General features: G+C 53.6%; 15 protein-coding genes and 1 tRNA gene. 5 read left to right on the plus strand and 11 right to left on the minus strand.

Annotated elements, in window-relative coordinates:
- Positions 1–10: 10 nt before the first annotated feature.
- Genes GF423_RS11850 through aat form a run of 3 tightly spaced genes read left to right on the plus strand, consistent with a single transcriptional unit; the run spans position 11 to position 3,270 of the window.
- Complete coding sequence (locus tag GF423_RS11850) at positions 11–325, plus strand: ATP-dependent Clp protease adaptor ClpS (RefSeq protein ID WP_154328556.1); 315 nt, start codon at positions 11–13, stop codon at positions 323–325.
- A 45-nt stretch (positions 326–370) separates the two neighbouring features.
- Positions 371–2,599 carry an AAA family ATPase gene (locus tag GF423_RS11855; protein ID WP_154328557.1) on the plus strand — a complete coding sequence of 743 codons (2,229 nt, stop codon included), beginning with the start codon at positions 371–373 and terminating at the stop codon, positions 2,597–2,599.
- A 23-nt stretch (positions 2,600–2,622) separates the two neighbouring features.
- Positions 2,623–3,270 (plus strand): leucyl/phenylalanyl-tRNA--protein transferase, encoded by a 648-nt coding sequence (aat, locus tag GF423_RS11860; RefSeq protein WP_154328558.1) that lies wholly within the window; start codon positions 2,623–2,625, stop codon positions 3,268–3,270.
- Between the two features lie 94 nt (positions 3,271–3,364).
- Here aat and GF423_RS11865 read toward each other — a convergent pair whose 3' ends face one another.
- The 9 genes from GF423_RS11865 to GF423_RS11905 form a co-directional block, all read right to left on the minus strand.
- On the minus strand, positions 3,365–4,312 hold the full coding sequence (locus GF423_RS11865) for an NAD(P)H-dependent flavin oxidoreductase (RefSeq protein ID WP_154328559.1): 948 nt from the start codon (positions 4,310–4,312) through the stop codon (positions 3,365–3,367).
- A gap of 78 nt (positions 4,313–4,390) precedes the next feature.
- Positions 4,391–5,509 (minus strand): iron-containing alcohol dehydrogenase family protein, encoded by a 1,119-nt coding sequence (locus tag GF423_RS11870; protein WP_154328560.1) that lies wholly within the window; start codon positions 5,507–5,509, stop codon positions 4,391–4,393.
- 120 nt (positions 5,510–5,629) lie between these two features.
- Positions 5,630–6,448, minus strand: coding sequence for a hypothetical protein (locus GF423_RS11875; protein ID WP_154328561.1), 819 nt, complete (start codon positions 6,446–6,448; stop codon positions 5,630–5,632).
- Between the two features lie 39 nt (positions 6,449–6,487).
- Positions 6,488–7,300: a hypothetical protein gene (locus GF423_RS11880; RefSeq protein ID WP_154328562.1), complete on the minus strand. Its 813-nt coding sequence runs from the start codon at positions 7,298–7,300 to the stop codon at positions 6,488–6,490.
- Between the two features lie 26 nt (positions 7,301–7,326).
- The gene (locus GF423_RS11885; RefSeq protein ID WP_154328563.1) at positions 7,327–8,196 is read right to left on the minus strand and encodes a hypothetical protein; all 870 of its coding nucleotides are present in this window, start codon (positions 8,194–8,196) and stop codon (positions 7,327–7,329) included.
- Positions 8,197–8,328: 132 nt separating this feature from the next.
- Positions 8,329–8,826 (minus strand): hypothetical protein, encoded by a 498-nt coding sequence (locus tag GF423_RS11890; protein ID WP_154328564.1) that lies wholly within the window; start codon positions 8,824–8,826, stop codon positions 8,329–8,331.
- Positions 8,827–9,003: 177 nt separating this feature from the next.
- The gene (locus GF423_RS11895) at positions 9,004–11,046 is read right to left on the minus strand and encodes a leucine-rich repeat domain-containing protein (protein WP_154328565.1); all 2,043 of its coding nucleotides are present in this window, start codon (positions 11,044–11,046) and stop codon (positions 9,004–9,006) included.
- 185 nt (positions 11,047–11,231) lie between these two features.
- Positions 11,232–12,077, minus strand: coding sequence for a hypothetical protein (locus tag GF423_RS11900; RefSeq protein WP_154328566.1), 846 nt, complete (start codon positions 12,075–12,077; stop codon positions 11,232–11,234).
- Positions 12,078–12,125: 48 nt separating this feature from the next.
- A complete protein-coding gene (locus GF423_RS11905) occupies positions 12,126–14,393 on the minus strand; it encodes a TonB-dependent receptor (RefSeq protein ID WP_154328567.1) in 2,268 nt (755 codons plus the stop codon).
- A gap of 452 nt (positions 14,394–14,845) precedes the next feature.
- Here GF423_RS11905 and GF423_RS11910 point away from each other — a divergent pair, with 452 nt between their 5' ends.
- Both GF423_RS11910 and GF423_RS11915 read left to right on the plus strand, forming a co-directional pair.
- The gene (locus GF423_RS11910) at positions 14,846–15,514 is read left to right on the plus strand and encodes a DUF2461 domain-containing protein (RefSeq protein ID WP_154328568.1); all 669 of its coding nucleotides are present in this window, start codon (positions 14,846–14,848) and stop codon (positions 15,512–15,514) included.
- 169 nt (positions 15,515–15,683) lie between these two features.
- A tRNA-Ser gene (locus tag GF423_RS11915) sits at positions 15,684–15,768 on the plus strand.
- A 93-nt stretch (positions 15,769–15,861) separates the two neighbouring features.
- On the opposite strand, the gene GF423_RS11920 is transcribed toward GF423_RS11915, so the two are convergent.
- Positions 15,862–16,545 carry a hypothetical protein gene (locus GF423_RS11920; protein ID WP_154328569.1) on the minus strand — a complete coding sequence of 228 codons (684 nt, stop codon included), beginning with the start codon at positions 16,543–16,545 and terminating at the stop codon, positions 15,862–15,864.
- 27 nt (positions 16,546–16,572) lie between these two features.
- Positions 16,573–17,556: an AlbA family DNA-binding domain-containing protein gene (locus GF423_RS11925; protein WP_206113256.1), complete on the minus strand. Its 984-nt coding sequence runs from the start codon at positions 17,554–17,556 to the stop codon at positions 16,573–16,575.
- Between the last annotated feature and the right edge of the window lie 8 nt (positions 17,557–17,564).

Here is a 17,564-nt window from a genome sequence, read left to right on the forward strand (position 1 = left end):
ATACATTTTTATGCCACGCAGCAATCAGCAGTCGGGTTCGTCTCCGGCAGCGGAGACTCGAGTCAATACCTGCGAGCCCGAGCAGTACAATGTGCTTTTCCACAACGATGATTTCACGACAATGGACTTTGTGGTGATGGTGCTTGAAGACGTCTTTGACAAGACAGCTCCCCAGGCCGAAGCAATCATGCTGCAGGTGCATGAGCAGGGTTGCGCCGTGGTGGGCACCTATACCTACGACATGGCAATGACTCGTGCTGCAACGGCCACCCACATGGCTCGCGAGCAGCAATTCCCGTTGCGCATCACTGTGGAGCAGGCATAATCACACACACACACACACTTCTACACGCTCAATTTACTTTTCCCCATGTCGATGCAATTGACCCCCCAAGCCCAAAAGGTAATCATGCGAGCAAGTGCCCAGGCCCGCCTCAACAGGCAGGAGCACGTTACCCCCGAGCATCTGCTCCTGGCTTTTCTTGAGCAGAAACCCTTTGTCGACGCCTTGCACGCATGCAGCAAGGCGGCGCCGGGCACGATGCGCAATGCCCTCGAGCGCCAGGTCGAGAAGGCTGAGGCCCCTTGCAAGAATAGCAGGGATGTGGCATCAAAGAGCAGCTACCAGATGGAGCAGCTCATCGATGCGGCTATCACACAGGCCGAGCAAGCGGGCAGCAGTATCATCGACGTCACCCACTTGGCCAATGCCATGCTCCACCTGCAGCACTCATGGGCGGCCTACTGCCTTGCTCAGGCTATCGATGGCAACGAGGGCAGTTTCATCACAGCCCTGCTCGACAGCTATGAGCACACTGGCGACGATGCTCCCACGGCATCGCGCCAGCCCAAGCAGGAAGCTGGCAGCCAGGCTGCATGGCAAGCCTATGTGCTGTGCATCAACGACCACCTCGCAGGCCACAACCCGCTCATAGGGCGCACTGCCGAGCTGGAGCGCACCATCCAAGTGTTGTGCCGCCGCGACAAGAACAACCCGCTTCACCTGGGCGAGCCAGGAGTGGGCAAGACGGCGATTGTCTATGGCCTGGCTGCCCGCATCGAGGCTGGCGAGGTGCCCTCGCGATTGAAGGGCTGCCGCATCTATCAACTCGACATGGGCACGGCAATAGCGGGCACAAAATTCAGAGGTGAGTTTGAACAGCGCCTGCAATCTATTATGAAGGGGGCTGCCGCCGAGGGCAATGCCATCATCTATATCGATGAGATTCACAATATCGTGGGCGCTGGCCAGACGGGCGAGGGTTCGCTCGACGCCTCCAACATGCTCAAGCCCTATCTTGAGGCAGGCGAGGTGCGCTTCATCGGAGCCACAACCTATGAGGAGTACAATCGCTTCATGGGCCGCAGCAAGGGCCTGATGAGGCGTTTCCAGACTATCGACATTGCCGAGCCCACCGTCGACGACGCCATCAAGATTGTGACTGCGCTCAAGCCCAACTATGAGTCATTTCACCACGTGCGCTACACTGCCGACGCGCTCGACTATGCCGTGCGTGCAAGTGCGCGCTTCATCAACGACCGTTTCCTGCCCGACAAGGCTATCGACCTCATCGACGAGGCTGGTGCCTATGTCGAGATGAAGAAAACCCGGAGCAAGGTGGTCGACAAGCAGCTTGTGGCCCGCGTGCTGGCTCGTGTGGCCAATATCGACGCACTTGCCGTGCAGCGCGACGACACTCAAGTGCTTGCATCGCTCATGCCGCACATCAAGAGTCTCATCTACGGTCAGGACGAGGCTGTGAAGAGCGTTGTCGAGGCTGTGCAGCTGTCCAAGGCCGGGCTCAGCGATGTGCACAAGCCGCTGGCCAGCCTGCTCTTTGTGGGACCCACGGGCGTGGGCAAGACCGAGGTGGCTCGTGTTCTGGCCCGGGAGCTGGGTGTGAAGCTCGTGCGCTTCGACATGAGCGAGTATGTCGAGAAGCACACCGTGGCCAAGCTCATCGGCTCGCCGGCAGGCTATGTGGGCTACGACGACGGCGGACTGCTCACCGATGCAATACGCTGCAGCCCCGATTGCGTGTTGCTGCTCGACGAGATAGAGAAGGCCCACAGCGACGTGTTCGACATTCTGTTGCAGGTCATGGACTACGGCGTGCTCACCGACAATAAGGGGCGCAAGGCCTACTTCCACAACGTGATTTTGATCATGACCAGCAATGCCGGTGCCCAGTATGCAAGCCAAGCCTCGTTGGGATTTGCCTCGACAACTACTGCCGGAAGTGCTATGCTCAAGCAGGTGAAGCACACGTTCAAGCCCGAGTTTCTCAACCGCCTGAACGGCATCATCGTCTTCAACGACATGGACCAGCACATGGCCAGTCTCGTTCTCGACAAGAAGTTGCGCGAGCTCAAGACGCTGCTCAAGGCCAAAAATGTGACTTTGCAGCTCAGCAAGGAGGCTCACGACTTCTTGCTCAAGCAGGGCTACAGCAAGGAATATGGAGCCCGGGAGATGGACCGCGCCATCGAGCGCAGCCTCAAGACGGTGCTCATGCGAGAAATATTGTTTGGTTCGCTCAAGGACGGCGGAAGGGCGCGTGTCGTGGTCGTTGGCGACGAGTTGGAACTCAAGAAGTGACAGTGCCCTCACACTATTCAGCTATGGTATATCACATTCCCATAAGTCCCATTGTTTTTCCCGACCCTTACGGCGGCGACGACGACGGCCTCATCGCCGTGGGCGGCGACTTGAGTGTGGAGCGCCTGGAGCTGGCCTATGAGCACGGCATCTTTCCGTGGTACTCCTATGCCGACTGCCCCGAGCCCATGTGGTATTGTCCGCTTGAGCGCTTCGTCATCATCCCCGGCGAGATTCACGTTTCCCACTCGATGCGCACCCTCATCAATCATCATCGCTATCGTGTGACTTGGGACCAGGCTTTCGACCGCGTGATAGAAAATTGCAGCAGGCTGCGGCGCGGGCAGGCTGGAGCCTGGCTGGGCAGCGACATGATTGCGGCCTATCGTCGCATGCACGACCGTGGCCTGGCTGCCAGCGTCGAGGTGTGGGACGCCAGCGGCCAGCTTGTGGGCGGGCTCTATGGGGTGACATTGCTCGACAGCTTCTTCGGCGAGAGCATGTTCTCGCTTGTGCCCAGTGCTTCCAAACTGGCGTTGATATACCTTGCCCGCAAGATGCAGCAATGTGGCGGGAAGCTCATCGACTGCCAGCTGGAGACGCCTCATCTCAAGTCGATGGGCGGGCGCACGATCAGCTACGAGGAGTACATGGACCGCCTGTACTTCTGACGACACGACATCAAAGAGGAAAAAACAATCGAGCCGCGGGCAACACACATGTGCTCGCGGCTCGTGCATTACATGGTTGTTGCTACCCCGATTTCTACAACTGTGCCATTTTCTGCACGGTGGCATCAAAGTCGGCCACAAGCTCATCCATAATTTGAGCTACAGGCTTGATTTCCTTGATGGCCGATGCAATTTGGCCTATCTCGAGTTCTCCCGAGTCGAGATCGCCGTCAAAGATGCCTCGCTTGGCAGCTTTTGCGCCCAGTATCTCTCGCAGCTTGTCGGCATCGGCACCAGCGTCTTCGGCTGCATGTATCTTGTCGTAGAGTGCGTTCTTGATCATGCGTGTGGGCGATATCTTTTTTAGTGCCAGCATGGTGTCGCCCTCGTTGAGGGTGATGCAGCGTTGCTTGAAGGCCTCGCTGGCCGAGCTTTCCTGGCTCAAGGCAAACAGCGTGCCTATCTGCACGCCTTCGGCCCCCAGTGCCATGGCTGCGGCTATGGCACTGCCGCTGGCGATGCCGCCGGCTGCGATGAGCGGCAAGCTGGTGGCTTGGCGCACTTGCGGGATGAGCGTCATCGTTGTAGTCTCCTCGCGGCCGTTGTGGCCGCCGGCCTCAAAGCCCTCGGCAACTACCGCATCGACTCCGGCTTCCTCGCACTTGCGGGCAAACTTGCTGCTCGATACCACGTGGGCCACCTTGATGCCGGCAGCGTGGAAGGTGGCAGTGTACTTCTTGGGGCTGCCTGCCGAGGTGAACACAACTGGCACCTTGTGGGAAATGATGATTTCTATCAACTTGTCGATTTCGGGATACATGAGCGGTATGTTCACGCCCCAAGGCTTGCCGGCTGTGGCTTGTTGCATTTTCTCGATGTGTTGCTCGAGCGTTTCGGGGTGCATGCTTCCCGAACCGAGCAAACCCAGGCCGCCGGCATTGGTCACCGCCGATGCCAGGCGCCAGCTGCTGCACCACACCATTCCGCCTGCAATGATGGGATACTTGATGCCAAATAGCGTTGTGATACGTGTAGGTTTCATTGTTAGTTAGCTGTTTTTTTTGAAATTATTGCAATTATGTGTGATGTTGTCCTCCTATGTGTGTGTGGTGAGTGATGGTCATATCATCGATTCATACATCTCTCGCAGGTCTTGCTCGCTCACTGGCACTGGATTGTTGCGCAGGTTGGGGTGCTTGCTGCCCTGTATGAGCTGTTCGAGCTGCGTGTTGTCGAGATGAAACGACTTGAGGTCGAGCAACATGCCTGTGTCTTCTCTCATGCCATCGATGGCGTTGGCCAGCGCTTCGGCGTCTTCATAGCCCAGCTTGTGGGCGAGTTGCACGACGCGCTCGCAGCCATGGTTGGCATTGAAACGTATGAAATGGGTGATGGTCATTGCACAAGCCTCGCCGTGGGCGATACCCAGCAAGTTGGTGAGGGGGTAGGAGCAGGCGTGGGCGCTTGTGGTCTTGGGCAGTGTGAAGGCAAGCCCTGCAGTGACCGATGCCTCGGCCATGTTTTCGCGTGCCGCGAGGTCGTCGCCATGCTTGTAGGCCTGTCTGAGATTGGTGAGCGCCAAGTGAGCCGCGTGCACGGCAAGGGTGCTGCACACTGGCTGGTGATTGACACTCCAGTAGGCCTCTATGGCGTGGCACAGCACGTCGAATCCCGTTGTTGCCGTCAAGTGCGGTGGCACGGTGAGGGTGAGCTCGGGGTCGACAATGGCCACAGTGGGGTAGAACCCGTAGGAGTTCATGGGCGACTTGATGCCCCGGTTGTGGTCGCTCAGCACCGACACGCAGGTGACCTCGCTGGCCGTGCCCGATGTGGTGGGCATGGCGATAATGGGCAGGTGCTGCTGGGGAATGGCCTTGCCTGTGCCCAGAAAATCGGTGGCGGCACAGCTTGTGAGCCCGAAGGTGGCCGCTGCCTTGGCGCAGTCAATGACACTGCCGCCGCCCAGGGCCACAACAAAGTCGCACTGGTTGTCGCGCAGGATGCTTGAGCAATTGTCACACTCCTCTACTGTGGGGTTGGGCGACACAGCCGAGTATACTTGCTTGATGGTGCCGCCGCTCAGTTGCAGGATGCGTGCAGCCATGCCGCGCCGCACAAATCCGGCTGTCGTCACAAGAAGCCCATTGCTGCCGTTGAGTTTGGCAATTTCACTTGTCAATTTCTTGATTTGGCCGTTGCCGAAGATGATGCGCACCGGCTGTACATATTCCCAATTCATTGCTCTCGTTTTTGATTTTCTACAAAGTTACGACTTTACTTCATCAATCGCAAAAAAATCGCCGGGAGGCACGTGGCTTCCCGGCGACGACAGAATATCGGTATTACGCTATGTTTTTCTTTATTTGGTTGCAGTCTCAAACATGCTGCCGCTCACTTGCAAGTTGCGGCCGTTGACCTTGCACTTGAGCGAGAGCGAAGTGCCGTCGTTGCCTATTGTGCCCTCGAGGCCGCTGAAGGTGAATTTTTCTTGCTCATAGTTGTTGAGTGTGCCAGCAACCGAGTCGGCACTCAGAGTGTAGCCGCTTGCAGTGGGGGCAATCTTTATTCCTTTCACGGTGATGTACTGGTCACGTGCAGCAATGGTGTTGTCGAGGCCGAAGTTGCTGATGGTGAGCGTTGCCGTCATTGTGGGATTGTCGATGACAAAAGCATAGGTCGAGGCTGTGGTGGTGTACTCGTCTCTCGGGGTAGAGTCGTTGAAGCACAGGGTTATGGTCTTGGAATAGAACAGACCGGCTGTGGCAAAGACGCGCTGCCCGTCGATTGTGTAGGACACATAGAGCGTGCCGTTGCTCAGGTCAAACTGGCCGTTGAGGTTGGACACGGTGACACCGCTATTGCTTGTGAACGTTGCCGTCGAGAAGGCATAATAGTTGTCGCTGTTGTTGTAGTTGAGCTGCATCTCGGGAGTGTTGAAGGTGATGTTGGCTCCGTCGATCACGATGCTCGGCGAGAGTTGAATGGTGCCGTTGGAGTAGTTGAGCGTGATGCTGTAGGTCGATGAACTGTAGGTCGTGCTGCTGCCGCCGTCGACAACGCGGTTGTACATGGTGGCAAGCAGGGTTTGCTTGTTGTTGTCGCTGTCATTGCTGTCCAGGCACGAGGTCATGCCCAGCAGCATGGTGGCGCAAAGGAGAAGAGTGAGAATTTTTTTCATTTTTAATTTCTATGTAATAGTCTATTTTTTGTTTGTTCGTTAGTTAAACAGGCCGCCTTTCACGGTGGCTTGCTGTTTGTCGAGCTGGAAGGTGCCGTTGAGCGAGTGCCAGTTGTTGTCGATGGTGAACTTTGCATTGCGCAGGTAGTACACCTTGTAGTCGGATATGGCTTTGAGCGTGTCGGCAGTGATGACATAGCCTGTGCGCGTGGGGGTGACTTGGGCTCCGCTGTATTGCAGCACGTGGTTCTGGCCATCTTTTTCAGTCTGTATATAGTAGATGCTTATGTTGGCCTTGTTGGTGCTGGTGTTCACATCGAAGAGGTAGACGGCTTGGTTCTGTGTCCATGCCGAGGTGGTGTGGGCAGTATCGATCATCTGCGTCTCGGTGTAGGGGTAGGCCAGGCTTGAGGTGCTCTTCACGGTGTAGGTGCCGTTGACGGTATACTCAAGATAGAGTGTGCCAGTGATGTAGTCAAAGCTGCCGCTCAGCCCCGACACGGTTGCACCGGTGGCTTTTACATTGGATGTGCTGAAGGTGAAGTAGCCCTTGGTCTGGTCATAGGTCATGTCGACAGTGGTGCTGAAGCTCACAGTGCCTCCGGCGGTCTTGGAGCTGGTGTAGGGGGTGGCTGTTGTAGCGATGTCGAGCGTGTTGTCGCCCGAGTTGAAGGCGTAGTTCACAGCCGACTTCGAGATTGTGCTGCTGTCGGCTCCCTGTCGTGTTGCGATGTTGTAGGCCACGCTTGAATAGGAATAGGTGCTGCCTCCACTCGAGTTGTTGCATGAGCTCAAGCCGAGCATGGTGATAGCGAGTGCTGCTGCTGTTGTGATGATGGTGATGAGTCGCATGTGTGCTGTTTTTCTTGTTTAGTGAATTAGATGCTTATCGTTCCGCTCACGGTGACCTTGGCGCCCAGCATGTTGAATGTGGCGTGGATGCTGTTGTTCTCCAGGTCGATGGTGGCATCAAGATTGTCGATGGTGATTTTGGCTGTCTGGTACTTGGTGCTTGCGCTGGTGACGTAGGTGCCCACGGCGGCAAGGCCGGTGCCCGTTATTCTGTAGCCCTTAGGCGTGATGGCGAGGGTGGCATTGCCAGCCACGATGCTCATGTAGGTGCGAGGTATCTTCACATCGGTATACTGGCTGATGGTGAAGGTGGCTGTCATCTTCGACGGGTTGATGGCAAACGACGACATGGGCAGCTGATGTGTGGCAGTGGTATCGCTCCACACGCTTGTGGTCACTGTACTGGTCGACGTGGAGATGGTGGGCAAGGTCGATATCACCCTGTAGACAATTTTTTGCGGGCTTGTGGCGGTGTAACTCCAGTAGATGTTCTGGTCGATGAGGTCGATTTGGCCTGTGAAATTGGAGAGACCGCTCACAGGGGCATCGGTGGCAAATGAGTAGATGTTGGCTTTCTCCTCGCTGTTGCTTGCATTCACTCCTGTCCACGAGAACTGTTGTGGGATACCACCCAGTGTGGTCTCGATGGTGGGGTTGAACGAGAGCTTCAACATGTCGGTCGAGAACCGATACACGATTTTCTGGTCGTTGATCGAGGCGCTGGCAGCCGTCGCGCTGTCGTCATTTCTGGTGTCGTAGACGTGGTTGAGCAGCTGCACGTTCCATGTGCGCTCTTTGGTGCGGTCGAGTCCGTTGTCATTGTCGTTGTCGCTGCACGACACTGTACTGAAAACTAATGCAGTGAGTGCCACTGCCGAAATAATCTTTCTCATCATTGGTTGTGCTGTATTTTGTTTACAAAATTAAGCCATTGTTGCAATTAAAACACGGGAGGAAGCAAAATACTGCTTCTCCCCGTGGTTTTTTTAATGTTTTTTAATTCACCGTCTTTGCCCTCTCCTGCCGGCTCAACCTCGGTTTTGCATGAGAGCCAGGTAGTTGAGCAAGGCTTGCACGTCGATTTTGCTGTCGAAGGTCATTTGCTGGCTGCCGTTGAGCAACCATGTCGCGTGCACCGAGTGCTCGGCCAGGTTGATATTGCCTTCGATATTGGTGATGACAAAGATGTTGCTTGCTATCTTGTCGCCTTTGAAAGCAATATAGTTGATGTCGCGCATACTGGCGCTCAGCTGGTCGCTGGTGAGCTGCAAGGTCACTGGCAACTTGCTGTTTTTAGCGCTGAGCGTGAGGTTGGATATGGTCATTGTCAAGCGGTTGTCCTTGCTTACAGTGATGTCGACATTGCAGTTGGCATCATAGGTGAGCGAATCGGGCCCCAAGGCTTTCACCGTGCCTCCCTTGAAGGAGAAGGAAAGCAGGTCTTTCTCGTCGTTGTCGCTGCAGCTGCTCATGCCCAGCAAGACTACGGCAAGCGTCATGAGTAATGCAAGTGTTTTTTTCATCATGCTTGTGTTGTTTTTTATTTGATGCAAAAATACTGTTTTCTAAGTTTCCTGTCAAGCGACTTGGGCAAATATTACCACTATTGAAGAAGTGTGTGACCGCTACTCATGCAAGCGTCGCCGCCCTCGCAGCATGTGGCAAGGGCGGCGCGCCGCGATGGGTGGCTGGGTGAGCCTGTGCTATTTCACCAGTTGCTTGGCGGTGCTTGTGGTGCCGTCGGTGTAGACGGTCTTCACAATGTTGACAGTGCCGGGCACTGGGGTGTGGCTCTGGCGGCCTTGCAGGTCATAGTAGGTGCGGCTTGCCACAGTCTTGGCATTGACGTTCAACTCGTCGACTGCGGTGTAGTCGCCTGCAATGAGGAAGTCTTTCCACACGTCGGCGGCTTTATAGGCGCTGGCACTGGCGGGCAACACGTGCAGTGTGCACTTGCTCTTGTCGACGCCGGCAAACACGGTGGTGTCGATGGCGATGGGCTCGGGCACCAGACAGTCGATGCCTGCAAGCGACTTGCAGCCCTCGAAGGCGCTCTTCTCGATGCCTATCACGCTCTCAGGCAGGAGCACATGGCCCAGGTTGATGCAGTCGAGAAATGCATTCTCGCCTATCACACTCAGTGTCTTGGAATATTTCACATCGGTGAGCACCGAGTCGTCCCAAAAGATGCCGTTCGAGAGGGTCTCGATGTTGTCGGGCAGGCTGATGCTCTTGAGGCTGCGGCAGCGCGAGAAGGCATACTCGCCCACGCTCTCGACTGTAGCAGGCACGGTCACTTGCTCGAGGCCTGTGCCCTGGAAGGCAAAGCCCTCGATGGTGCTCACGCTCTTTGGCAGGTCGATGCTCTTGAGGCTCACGCACGAGGTGAAGGCGTTGGGACCTATCTCTTTTACCTTGTTGAAGTCGACGCTGGTGAGCGAACTGTCGTTCCAGAACACGTGCTCGTTGATGGTCGTGAGACTGTCGGGCATGGCGAAGGCCTTGAGCGAGGTGCACTTGGAGAAGGCGTAGGGGTCGATGCGCGACACCTTGTTGCCCAGGGTCACCCGTTCGAGCGACTTGCAGCCCTGGAAGGCGAAGCCGCCTATCTGTGTCACGCTCTCGGGCAGTGTGATTTCTTTGAGCGAGATGCAATCGAGAAATGTGCTGAGCTCGATGTAGGTGATTGTAGAGGGGAAGTTCACTTTTTCCAGCTTGTCGCAGTTGGAAAACATGCCGCGGCCCATGTCGGTGAGACTGCCGGGCAGGGTTACCTCGGTGATGTTGTCGAGGTCTTCAAAGGCAAAAGGACCTGTGGTGGTGAGTGTCGATGGCAGGTTGAGGCTCGTGAGGCCGGCTCCGCACAAGCCCAGCTCGCCCACGGTGGTCAGCCCCTCGGGCAGGGTCACACTCTTGACAGGCGCGTGGTAGAAGGCGAAGTCGCCCACCTTGGTCACGCCCTGGGGTATGACATAGCTCTCGGCATTGAGTGCGGGAAACACCACAAGTTCGGTCTTGTCTTTGCTGTAGAGCACACCGTCGATGCTGGTGTAGTGCTGGTTGCGCTCGTCGACGGTAAACGACTTGAGGCTTGAGCAGGCGGCAAAGGGCGACATGCCCATGCTCTCGAGCGCGGCACCGAAGTGCACGGTCTCGAGTGCCGAGCAACCCATGAGTGCCATCTTGCCCAGCGAGGTCATCTTGTCGGGGAAGGAGATGCTCTTCAAGGCTTTGCAGCCGTAGAACGCACCCAGCCCGAGCGATTGCAGTGTGCTGGGCAGGGTCACCTGGGTCATGCCGTTGCAGGCATAGAAGGTGTAGTTGCCCAGTGTGGTCACGCCCTCGGGCACAGTCATCGAGGTCACGCCGCTGCACTTGTAGAATGCATAGTTGCCTATGGTTGTCACGGTCGACGGCAGCTTGATTGCAGTGAGCTTGGCATCGGCGTTGAATGCCCATTGCTCGATGGTGGTCACGCCCTCGGGTATGCTCACCGAGGTGAGGTCGTTGCACTTTGCAAAGGCTTTTTTGCCTATCTGCACCACCTTGTAGGCAGTAGTGCCGTTGGTCACGGTGGCGGGTATCACGATGTCGCCGCTGTAGGCTGTTGCTCCTGCAACCACCTCGGCGGTGCTGTCGGTGAGCGGGTTGAATGTAATGCCGTTGCTCTCAAAGCTGGCACGGGCTGGCAAGCTCGCCATGACCATGACCGAGAGCAGTAGAGTAGTTGTGTAAAAAGATTTCATCAAATTGTGACTTTTAAGAGATTAAACATGTGGTGACTTTGTTATGAATTATGCACAATTAATTTTAATTTGTAATCTGTGCAATTATTTTTGCCTGTCTAAAAAACAAGGCATGAATCGTCGCAATCCATGCCTTGTCGTGATTCATTCAAATGTGTGTATACTTAATTGCTTTCTTTTCTTCTTTAGTTGTTGGCTGGGTAGTACAGGCTGCCGTTGTAGCTCACCGTTAGGCCAAAGCAGGTGAATTGCAGTGTGTATTTCTTGGTCACCAGGTCGACACTGCCGGTGAGGTCGGTGATAGTGCGGTCCTTCATTGGAGCCTCGGTGGTGCCAGTGGTGTAGTAGGGCACAATGTCGGTGCCGCTCATGCTGTAGCCTGTGGCTGTGGGCGTGATGGTGACGCCGGCCAGCGGGATGCGTATTTGCTTGAGCGTTGGCATTTGAGGCGCAAACTGGATGTTGAACATCTTGATGTCGCCTTTCCATGCCGAGTTGGCCTGGTACAGGAAATAGGTGATATATTTCTCGTTGGTCGTGCTGTAGCTAAACTTGCCGTCGCTCAGTGCCGAGTAGTAGAGTTGGCTCGAAATGTTTACGGTCCAGGTGTTGTTGACCACATATGAGACGTAGAGCACCCCGTCTTTGGGGTTGGCATAGCCGTCGACGTTGGTCACTGTGTAGCCTGGCATGGGGGTCAACGTTGAAGCTGTGAAGTGATACTCGGTGCGGCTGTTCTTGCCCGTGGTGTATTTCATGCCCTCGAGCGAGAAAGTGACGGCGGGCATGCGGCTGGAAAAACTGATGCCTTTGAAGGTGAGGCTCACGGTGCCCTTCGACGGGTCGACAGTGATGTCGGTTGCGCAGCTGCTCTCGTTGCTCACGTTGCCGGCTGTCACTGTTTTCACGTTCAGGGACTCGATGCTTGTAGTGGAGCTTGTGGGTGCAAGGGGCTCGTTGTTGTCGTCGCCACAGGCAGTGAAGCCCATGAGCATCGCCATGACGGCGAGGAGTGATAGTAATTTTTTCATTGTGCTATGTGATTTTTAAAAATAAGTGTCTTCAAAAAAAATTTTATTTCACAGGTTCACCCTCAACGTGGCTCCCAGTGCAAAGCCGCGGCCTCGCTGCAGAAACTCGTGCTTGATCGAGACGAAATAGAAGGTGCTGTATTTGGTGTCGGTCAGGTTGCGGCCCCACACCTCCAGGCTGTAGTGCTGCCCGGCAAGCGTGGCGCTGGCACCCAGCAGGGCATAGAAGGGTTGCTTCAACGAGTTGGCCTCGTTCCAGTAGATGGGCCCGGCCGCACTCATGTTGGCATCGAGGGTGAGCGTGTTGAAGACTTTGCTGCCACGGTCGAGGTCGATGGTGTGATAGGCGTCGACATAGAGGGTGTTGCTTGGACTGTAGGGCACGTAGTTGCCCTTGTAGTCGGCTTTGCCGTCGTTGTAGTTTTTGAACTTGGCATTGCAATACCCGTAGTTCACGGTGAGCCCGGTGTTGGCCCAGGGGGTGACGGTCATGGTCACTTCGGCTCCCCACGAGCGGGTTTTTCCGGCATTGGTCATCACACGGCCGGTGGTGGTGCCGTCGGGGAACACGGTGAGCTGGCGGTCGCGGCAGTCGAGGTAGAACACGTCGATGTCGCTTTTCACGCGTTGCTCCCAGCACTCGAAGTGCCCTCCCAACTCATAGTTCCATGCTTTCTCGGGCTTGTAGCCCACGATCTTGTCGATGTCGTAGCTGGATCCAATGCCCATGAAGCGCATGAGCTTCTGCTGCAACACGTCGCTGAACATCTGTGTATTGAATCCGCCGGCCTTGTAGCCCTTGGCCACGCTGGCATATATGGTGTGCCATGCTTTGCCGTGCAGGCGATAGGTGAGCGAGATCTTGGGGAGCACTTGCAAGAAGTCTTTGTGAAGCTTGCCGCTCTCGTCGATATTGACGGCCTCGTGAGCATAGAGCGTGCCAGCAGCGGCGTCGACGATGTTGTAGCCGGTGGCTGTGTGGCTATGGTAGCGCAGGGTCGATTTCTCGTAGTCGACGCGGGCGCCTGCCGCCACCGTGAAGTTGTGCCAGTCATAGCTCGACTGGTGGTAGAAGGCAGTGCCCCAGTTGTCGTTTTTGAAATTGCTGCCCAGCACAAACTCGCGCGAGTCCCACGCAACTGGATAGCTGGGCGTGGCGGCATTCACGTGCTCCTCGATGAGGCGCGCGATGCCGGTGTCTTTAAAAGTGACAGGAGCATCCATGTTGTAATGGCGATAAAAACCGAAGAGGCCCGTGATGCACTCATAGCCGTTGCTCTTGTGGCGGGCAATCAAGTCTTGGGTAATGGCATTCTCGCGTCGCTTCTGTGTGAGCGTGAAGTAGGGATCGGGGGTGAAGTCCTGGTCGAGCGTCATGTTGTCGTCGATATACTGGTAACTGGTGATGCTCGACAAGGTGAACGTGTCAAAGCGTTTCTCGACCGTGAGTCCGTCGAGCACGCTGGTTCGCTTGTAGAAACAAGTGTCGTTGTAGGCGATCTTGCCCGTTGCCGTGTATTCATAAGGGTAGCCTCCCTGTCGGTTTGTCGAGCCCGAGAGCACATTGGCGATGCGCATGCTGGGCGATACCTGCCAGTCGGCCTTGAGGCGCAGGCTGCCCTGGTGCTCCCAGTCCACCTTCTTGCCGTTGTAGTCGTTGCGAAACTCGCCGTCGGTCGAGGTGTAGTAGAAGCTGCCCGATAGACCCAGGTTGTTGCTCACCAGGTTGTAGGTGCTTGCGCCCAGTTTCACAGCGTTGTGCGAGCCATACTCGGCCAGCAGCCGAGTGCCCTGATAGCTGAGCGGCGACAGCGTGTATACGTTCATCAAGCCGCCCATTGCGTTGCGCCCGTAGAGTGTGCTCTGCGGGCCGCGCAGCATCTCGATGCGCGAGATGTCGAGTAGGTCGACGTCGTAGTTCTCCTTGCACATGACAGGGATGTTGTCGATGTTGAGGCCCATGGCAGGCTGGTCGATGCGAGCCCCCAAGCCACGCACGTAGATGGTCGACGTCATGCGGCTCCCATAGTCGGGAATGAAGAAATTGGGCACCATGCAGGCAGCGGTCTTGGTCGAGACAATGTGGTTGCGCTCGATCTCTTTTCTCCCTATTGTTGTCACTGCCGTGGCCTGGGTGCGCAGGTCACTGGTTTGCTTAATGGCTGTCACGGTCACCTCTTGCAGCGTGACATGCCTGGTGTCGGGCTCCAGAGTGCTTGCGGCACTGTCGGCCGGCTCCATTGCTGCAAGTGCTGCCGTGCCGTTGCACACAGCCCATAGCATGATGAGTACACCTATTTTTCTACGATATTTCACATTGCAAATTTACATGATTTAACATTGTCGCACAATCACTACTTGTAGTGATTTTTAGCCTTGTTGTGGTGAGAACGGGCCTGCACGCCTTAATTACGCTGCGTCTCGGCAATTTCAAAATTCAAAAGACGAGCTTTTGATTTTGCATTGCGCTCGACTTGCAGTAATGTTGGCTCGCGCCTTAATTACGCTGCGTCTCGGCAATGTCAAAATTCAAAAGACGGGCTTTTGATTTTACATTGCGCTCGACTTGCAGTAATGTTGGCTCACGCCTTAATTACGCTGCGTCTCGGCAATGTCAAAATTCAAAAGGCGAGCTTTTGATTTTGCATTGCGCTCGACTTGCAGTAATGTTGGCTCACGCCTTAATTACGCTGCGTCTCGGCAATTTCAAAATTCAAAAGGCGGGCTTTTGATTTTGCATTGCGCTCGACTTGCAGTAATTTTGCCACATGAAATCTTATAGCAACATCTCCGAAATATTGGCTTTCCTGAGCCAGCTGCAGGCCAACAACAACCGCCCGTGGTTCATGCAGCACAAGGCTCAGTACGACGCCTTGCGGCAAGCCTGGGAACACGACATGGAGCGCCTCATCGAGCTCATGGCACAGGTCGACGACCAGGTGTGCGGCTTGAATGTGAAAAACTGCGTGTACCGCATCTACCGCGACGTGCGGTTCAGCAACGACAAGTCGCCCTACAAGAATTACTTCTCGGGCGTGCTGGGCAAGGGCGGGCGACACACCAAGTTGTCGTGCTACTACGTGCACTTCCAGCCTGGCAACATCATCTTGGGCGGCGGCATCTGGTGCCCCGACAGGCCTGTGCTCGACAAGCTGCGCAGCCTCATCGATGCCGAACCCGATGAATTTCTCAAGGCCGTGCAGCCCGCTCTCGATGCCGGCTACCAGTGGGACAGCGACTCGCTCAAGCGAGTGCCCAAGGGGTTTGACGCCGCTCACCCCATGGCCCGCTTCTTGAAGATGAAAGAGTACTTGCTCTTGAAGCGCTGCCCAGCCAGCTACCTCGATGTCGACGACTGGGTGGCCCGGGTGGCCGCCTCCTTGCCCGTGCTCAAGCCCATGCACGATTTCCTCAACTACGTCTTCGACGACGATTGACGGCCACTTGCATCTGCCCAGGCAGCTGCTGCCGCGGCATGACACCGTTTTTTTCTTCTCAAAAAAGTTGCAAAAACAACAACAAGTGCTTACCTTTGCACCCATCAATCACTGCAACAAGTGTAAGGCTCATGCCTGGCGCGAGTTGATGACCGGGGTGATTGATACTGGAGAGATGGCGGAGTGGTCGATCGCGGCGGTCTTGAAAACCGTTGAGGGTAACACCTCCGGGGGTTCGAATCCCTCTCTCTCCGCAATATCACTTGATTATCAGTGATTTACAAGATTTACACCCAATTTTACACCCAAAAATGTAAAGCTGGGTGTTTTCTGTTTAAGTGATATGATTATAAATTTTCACCTATGATTTGGGTATTTGTACGAGCACTCAACACAAAATCATTCTCTATTTCTTTTATTTGATCAATTGAAAAACCCTTCCAAGATCGAGTTTCTTTGGGAGTTTCGATTAAATATGGATGACTTTCTCCATGATCATAATCAAAATCAACATCAACATCGAAATCCCAATCGACAGCATACCCCTTTAATTCTTCTTCCTTTGGCACAATAAATATAATATGTTCTCGAGGAATATCATATAAATTCAGTTCTTTCATTGGAATACGCCATTCTCTCAACCATGAATAATCTCTTTTATGAATATCAAGTTCTAGGAATCTCCATCGAATAGATTCATCCAAGAGATTAATTTCATCAGCTTGTCCATATATAACAGGTCTTGCACCTTTATTTTCATAAAGCCAATCTCTGGATATTCCTATTCCATATGGGGAAAACATGGCTTTACGCCCCATTTCTTTAAAACTGTCGAAATATTTTAGATTAGATAGATAACAGGTAATAGGAGCATCTGTAAAACATATATAATCATGTTCCATAGAACGGAGAGTGCCTGTAGTTAGAATCTCGTGAAGAATAGCAGGTGCATTATCATCCCTTAAATAATTAAAGAGATAAGGGGATAAGTCATGCCTTATTGTTCGTATATTGTCGCTTGGATTACTCATGTTTGGATATTTTTAATTTGTAACAGGTTAATTCTTCTCAATTTTTTTGAAGGAATCTACTTCAAGTATAGGATAGTCTATTCTTTTGTCTCGTCCTAATAATGTGTTTATTTTATCCCTTCCTTCAACATATCGTTGCTCAGAAGGAATAAACGCAACATCACAGGAACCACCTGGGTAGAATAAAATCATATCAATGATAAGACCATCGAGAAACTCTTCTTCATGGTCTTTATCAATATGAAGAACGAAATGACCCATTTCCAAAGTCTCTCCCCCAAAGATAGGCTCTTGATATCTGCATGATATTTTCAATCTTTCAGCATCCAGAGCTGTATATGAGAAATTTTCATTTGAAGGAAATGAGAACTCACAGTGAAGAGATATTTTGTTGAAATAAACATTCAATTTATACACCTCACATACAGAATGACCAACATTCTGAATTTTAGCCATAAATGTATATTCCACTTTGTTGCTATAAGGGTCATTCTTTGTTTTGTATAACCCGCAACCGTCTATCTCCAAAGGAGTATTGCTTTGTCTGTTCATGACATCCCGGATCTCATAGTCCTCCATGACTTCGACAGTTGCATTTCTTCTGATATAGTACAAATGGTTTATTTTGTTTTGGTGTGCAGTTATTCCTTTGGGTACATGTAAGATAAACACATTGCCACCTTCTTGAGGTAAGACGGAAATTTCGATATTGTTTATCTTTGGAGTTATGTTTGACGAAAGAAGTTGTGATAACTGATCCTTTGTCATTTCTGTCGATGGAATAGGCGTAATTAACTCTGGAAGAGAAAGACCGTTAGAAACATTTTTCTCAGCAAGCCCATAGATGAAGATACCTCCATTAGCATTTGCCATAGCACTAATATCCTTTGCCAATTCTTCTTTCCACTTTGGATTCGCCTTAGCAAAAGAACGTTTGTATTCTAACTCGGTAGATTCCTCCACAGAATTGTCTATCAAAAATTGTATGTCCGCAATGCTTTCTATAGTCATACGTCTTA

It is taken from the genome of Sodaliphilus pleomorphus (assembly GCF_009676955.1).
Lineage (GTDB): Bacteria > Bacteroidota > Bacteroidia > Bacteroidales > Muribaculaceae > Sodaliphilus > Sodaliphilus pleomorphus.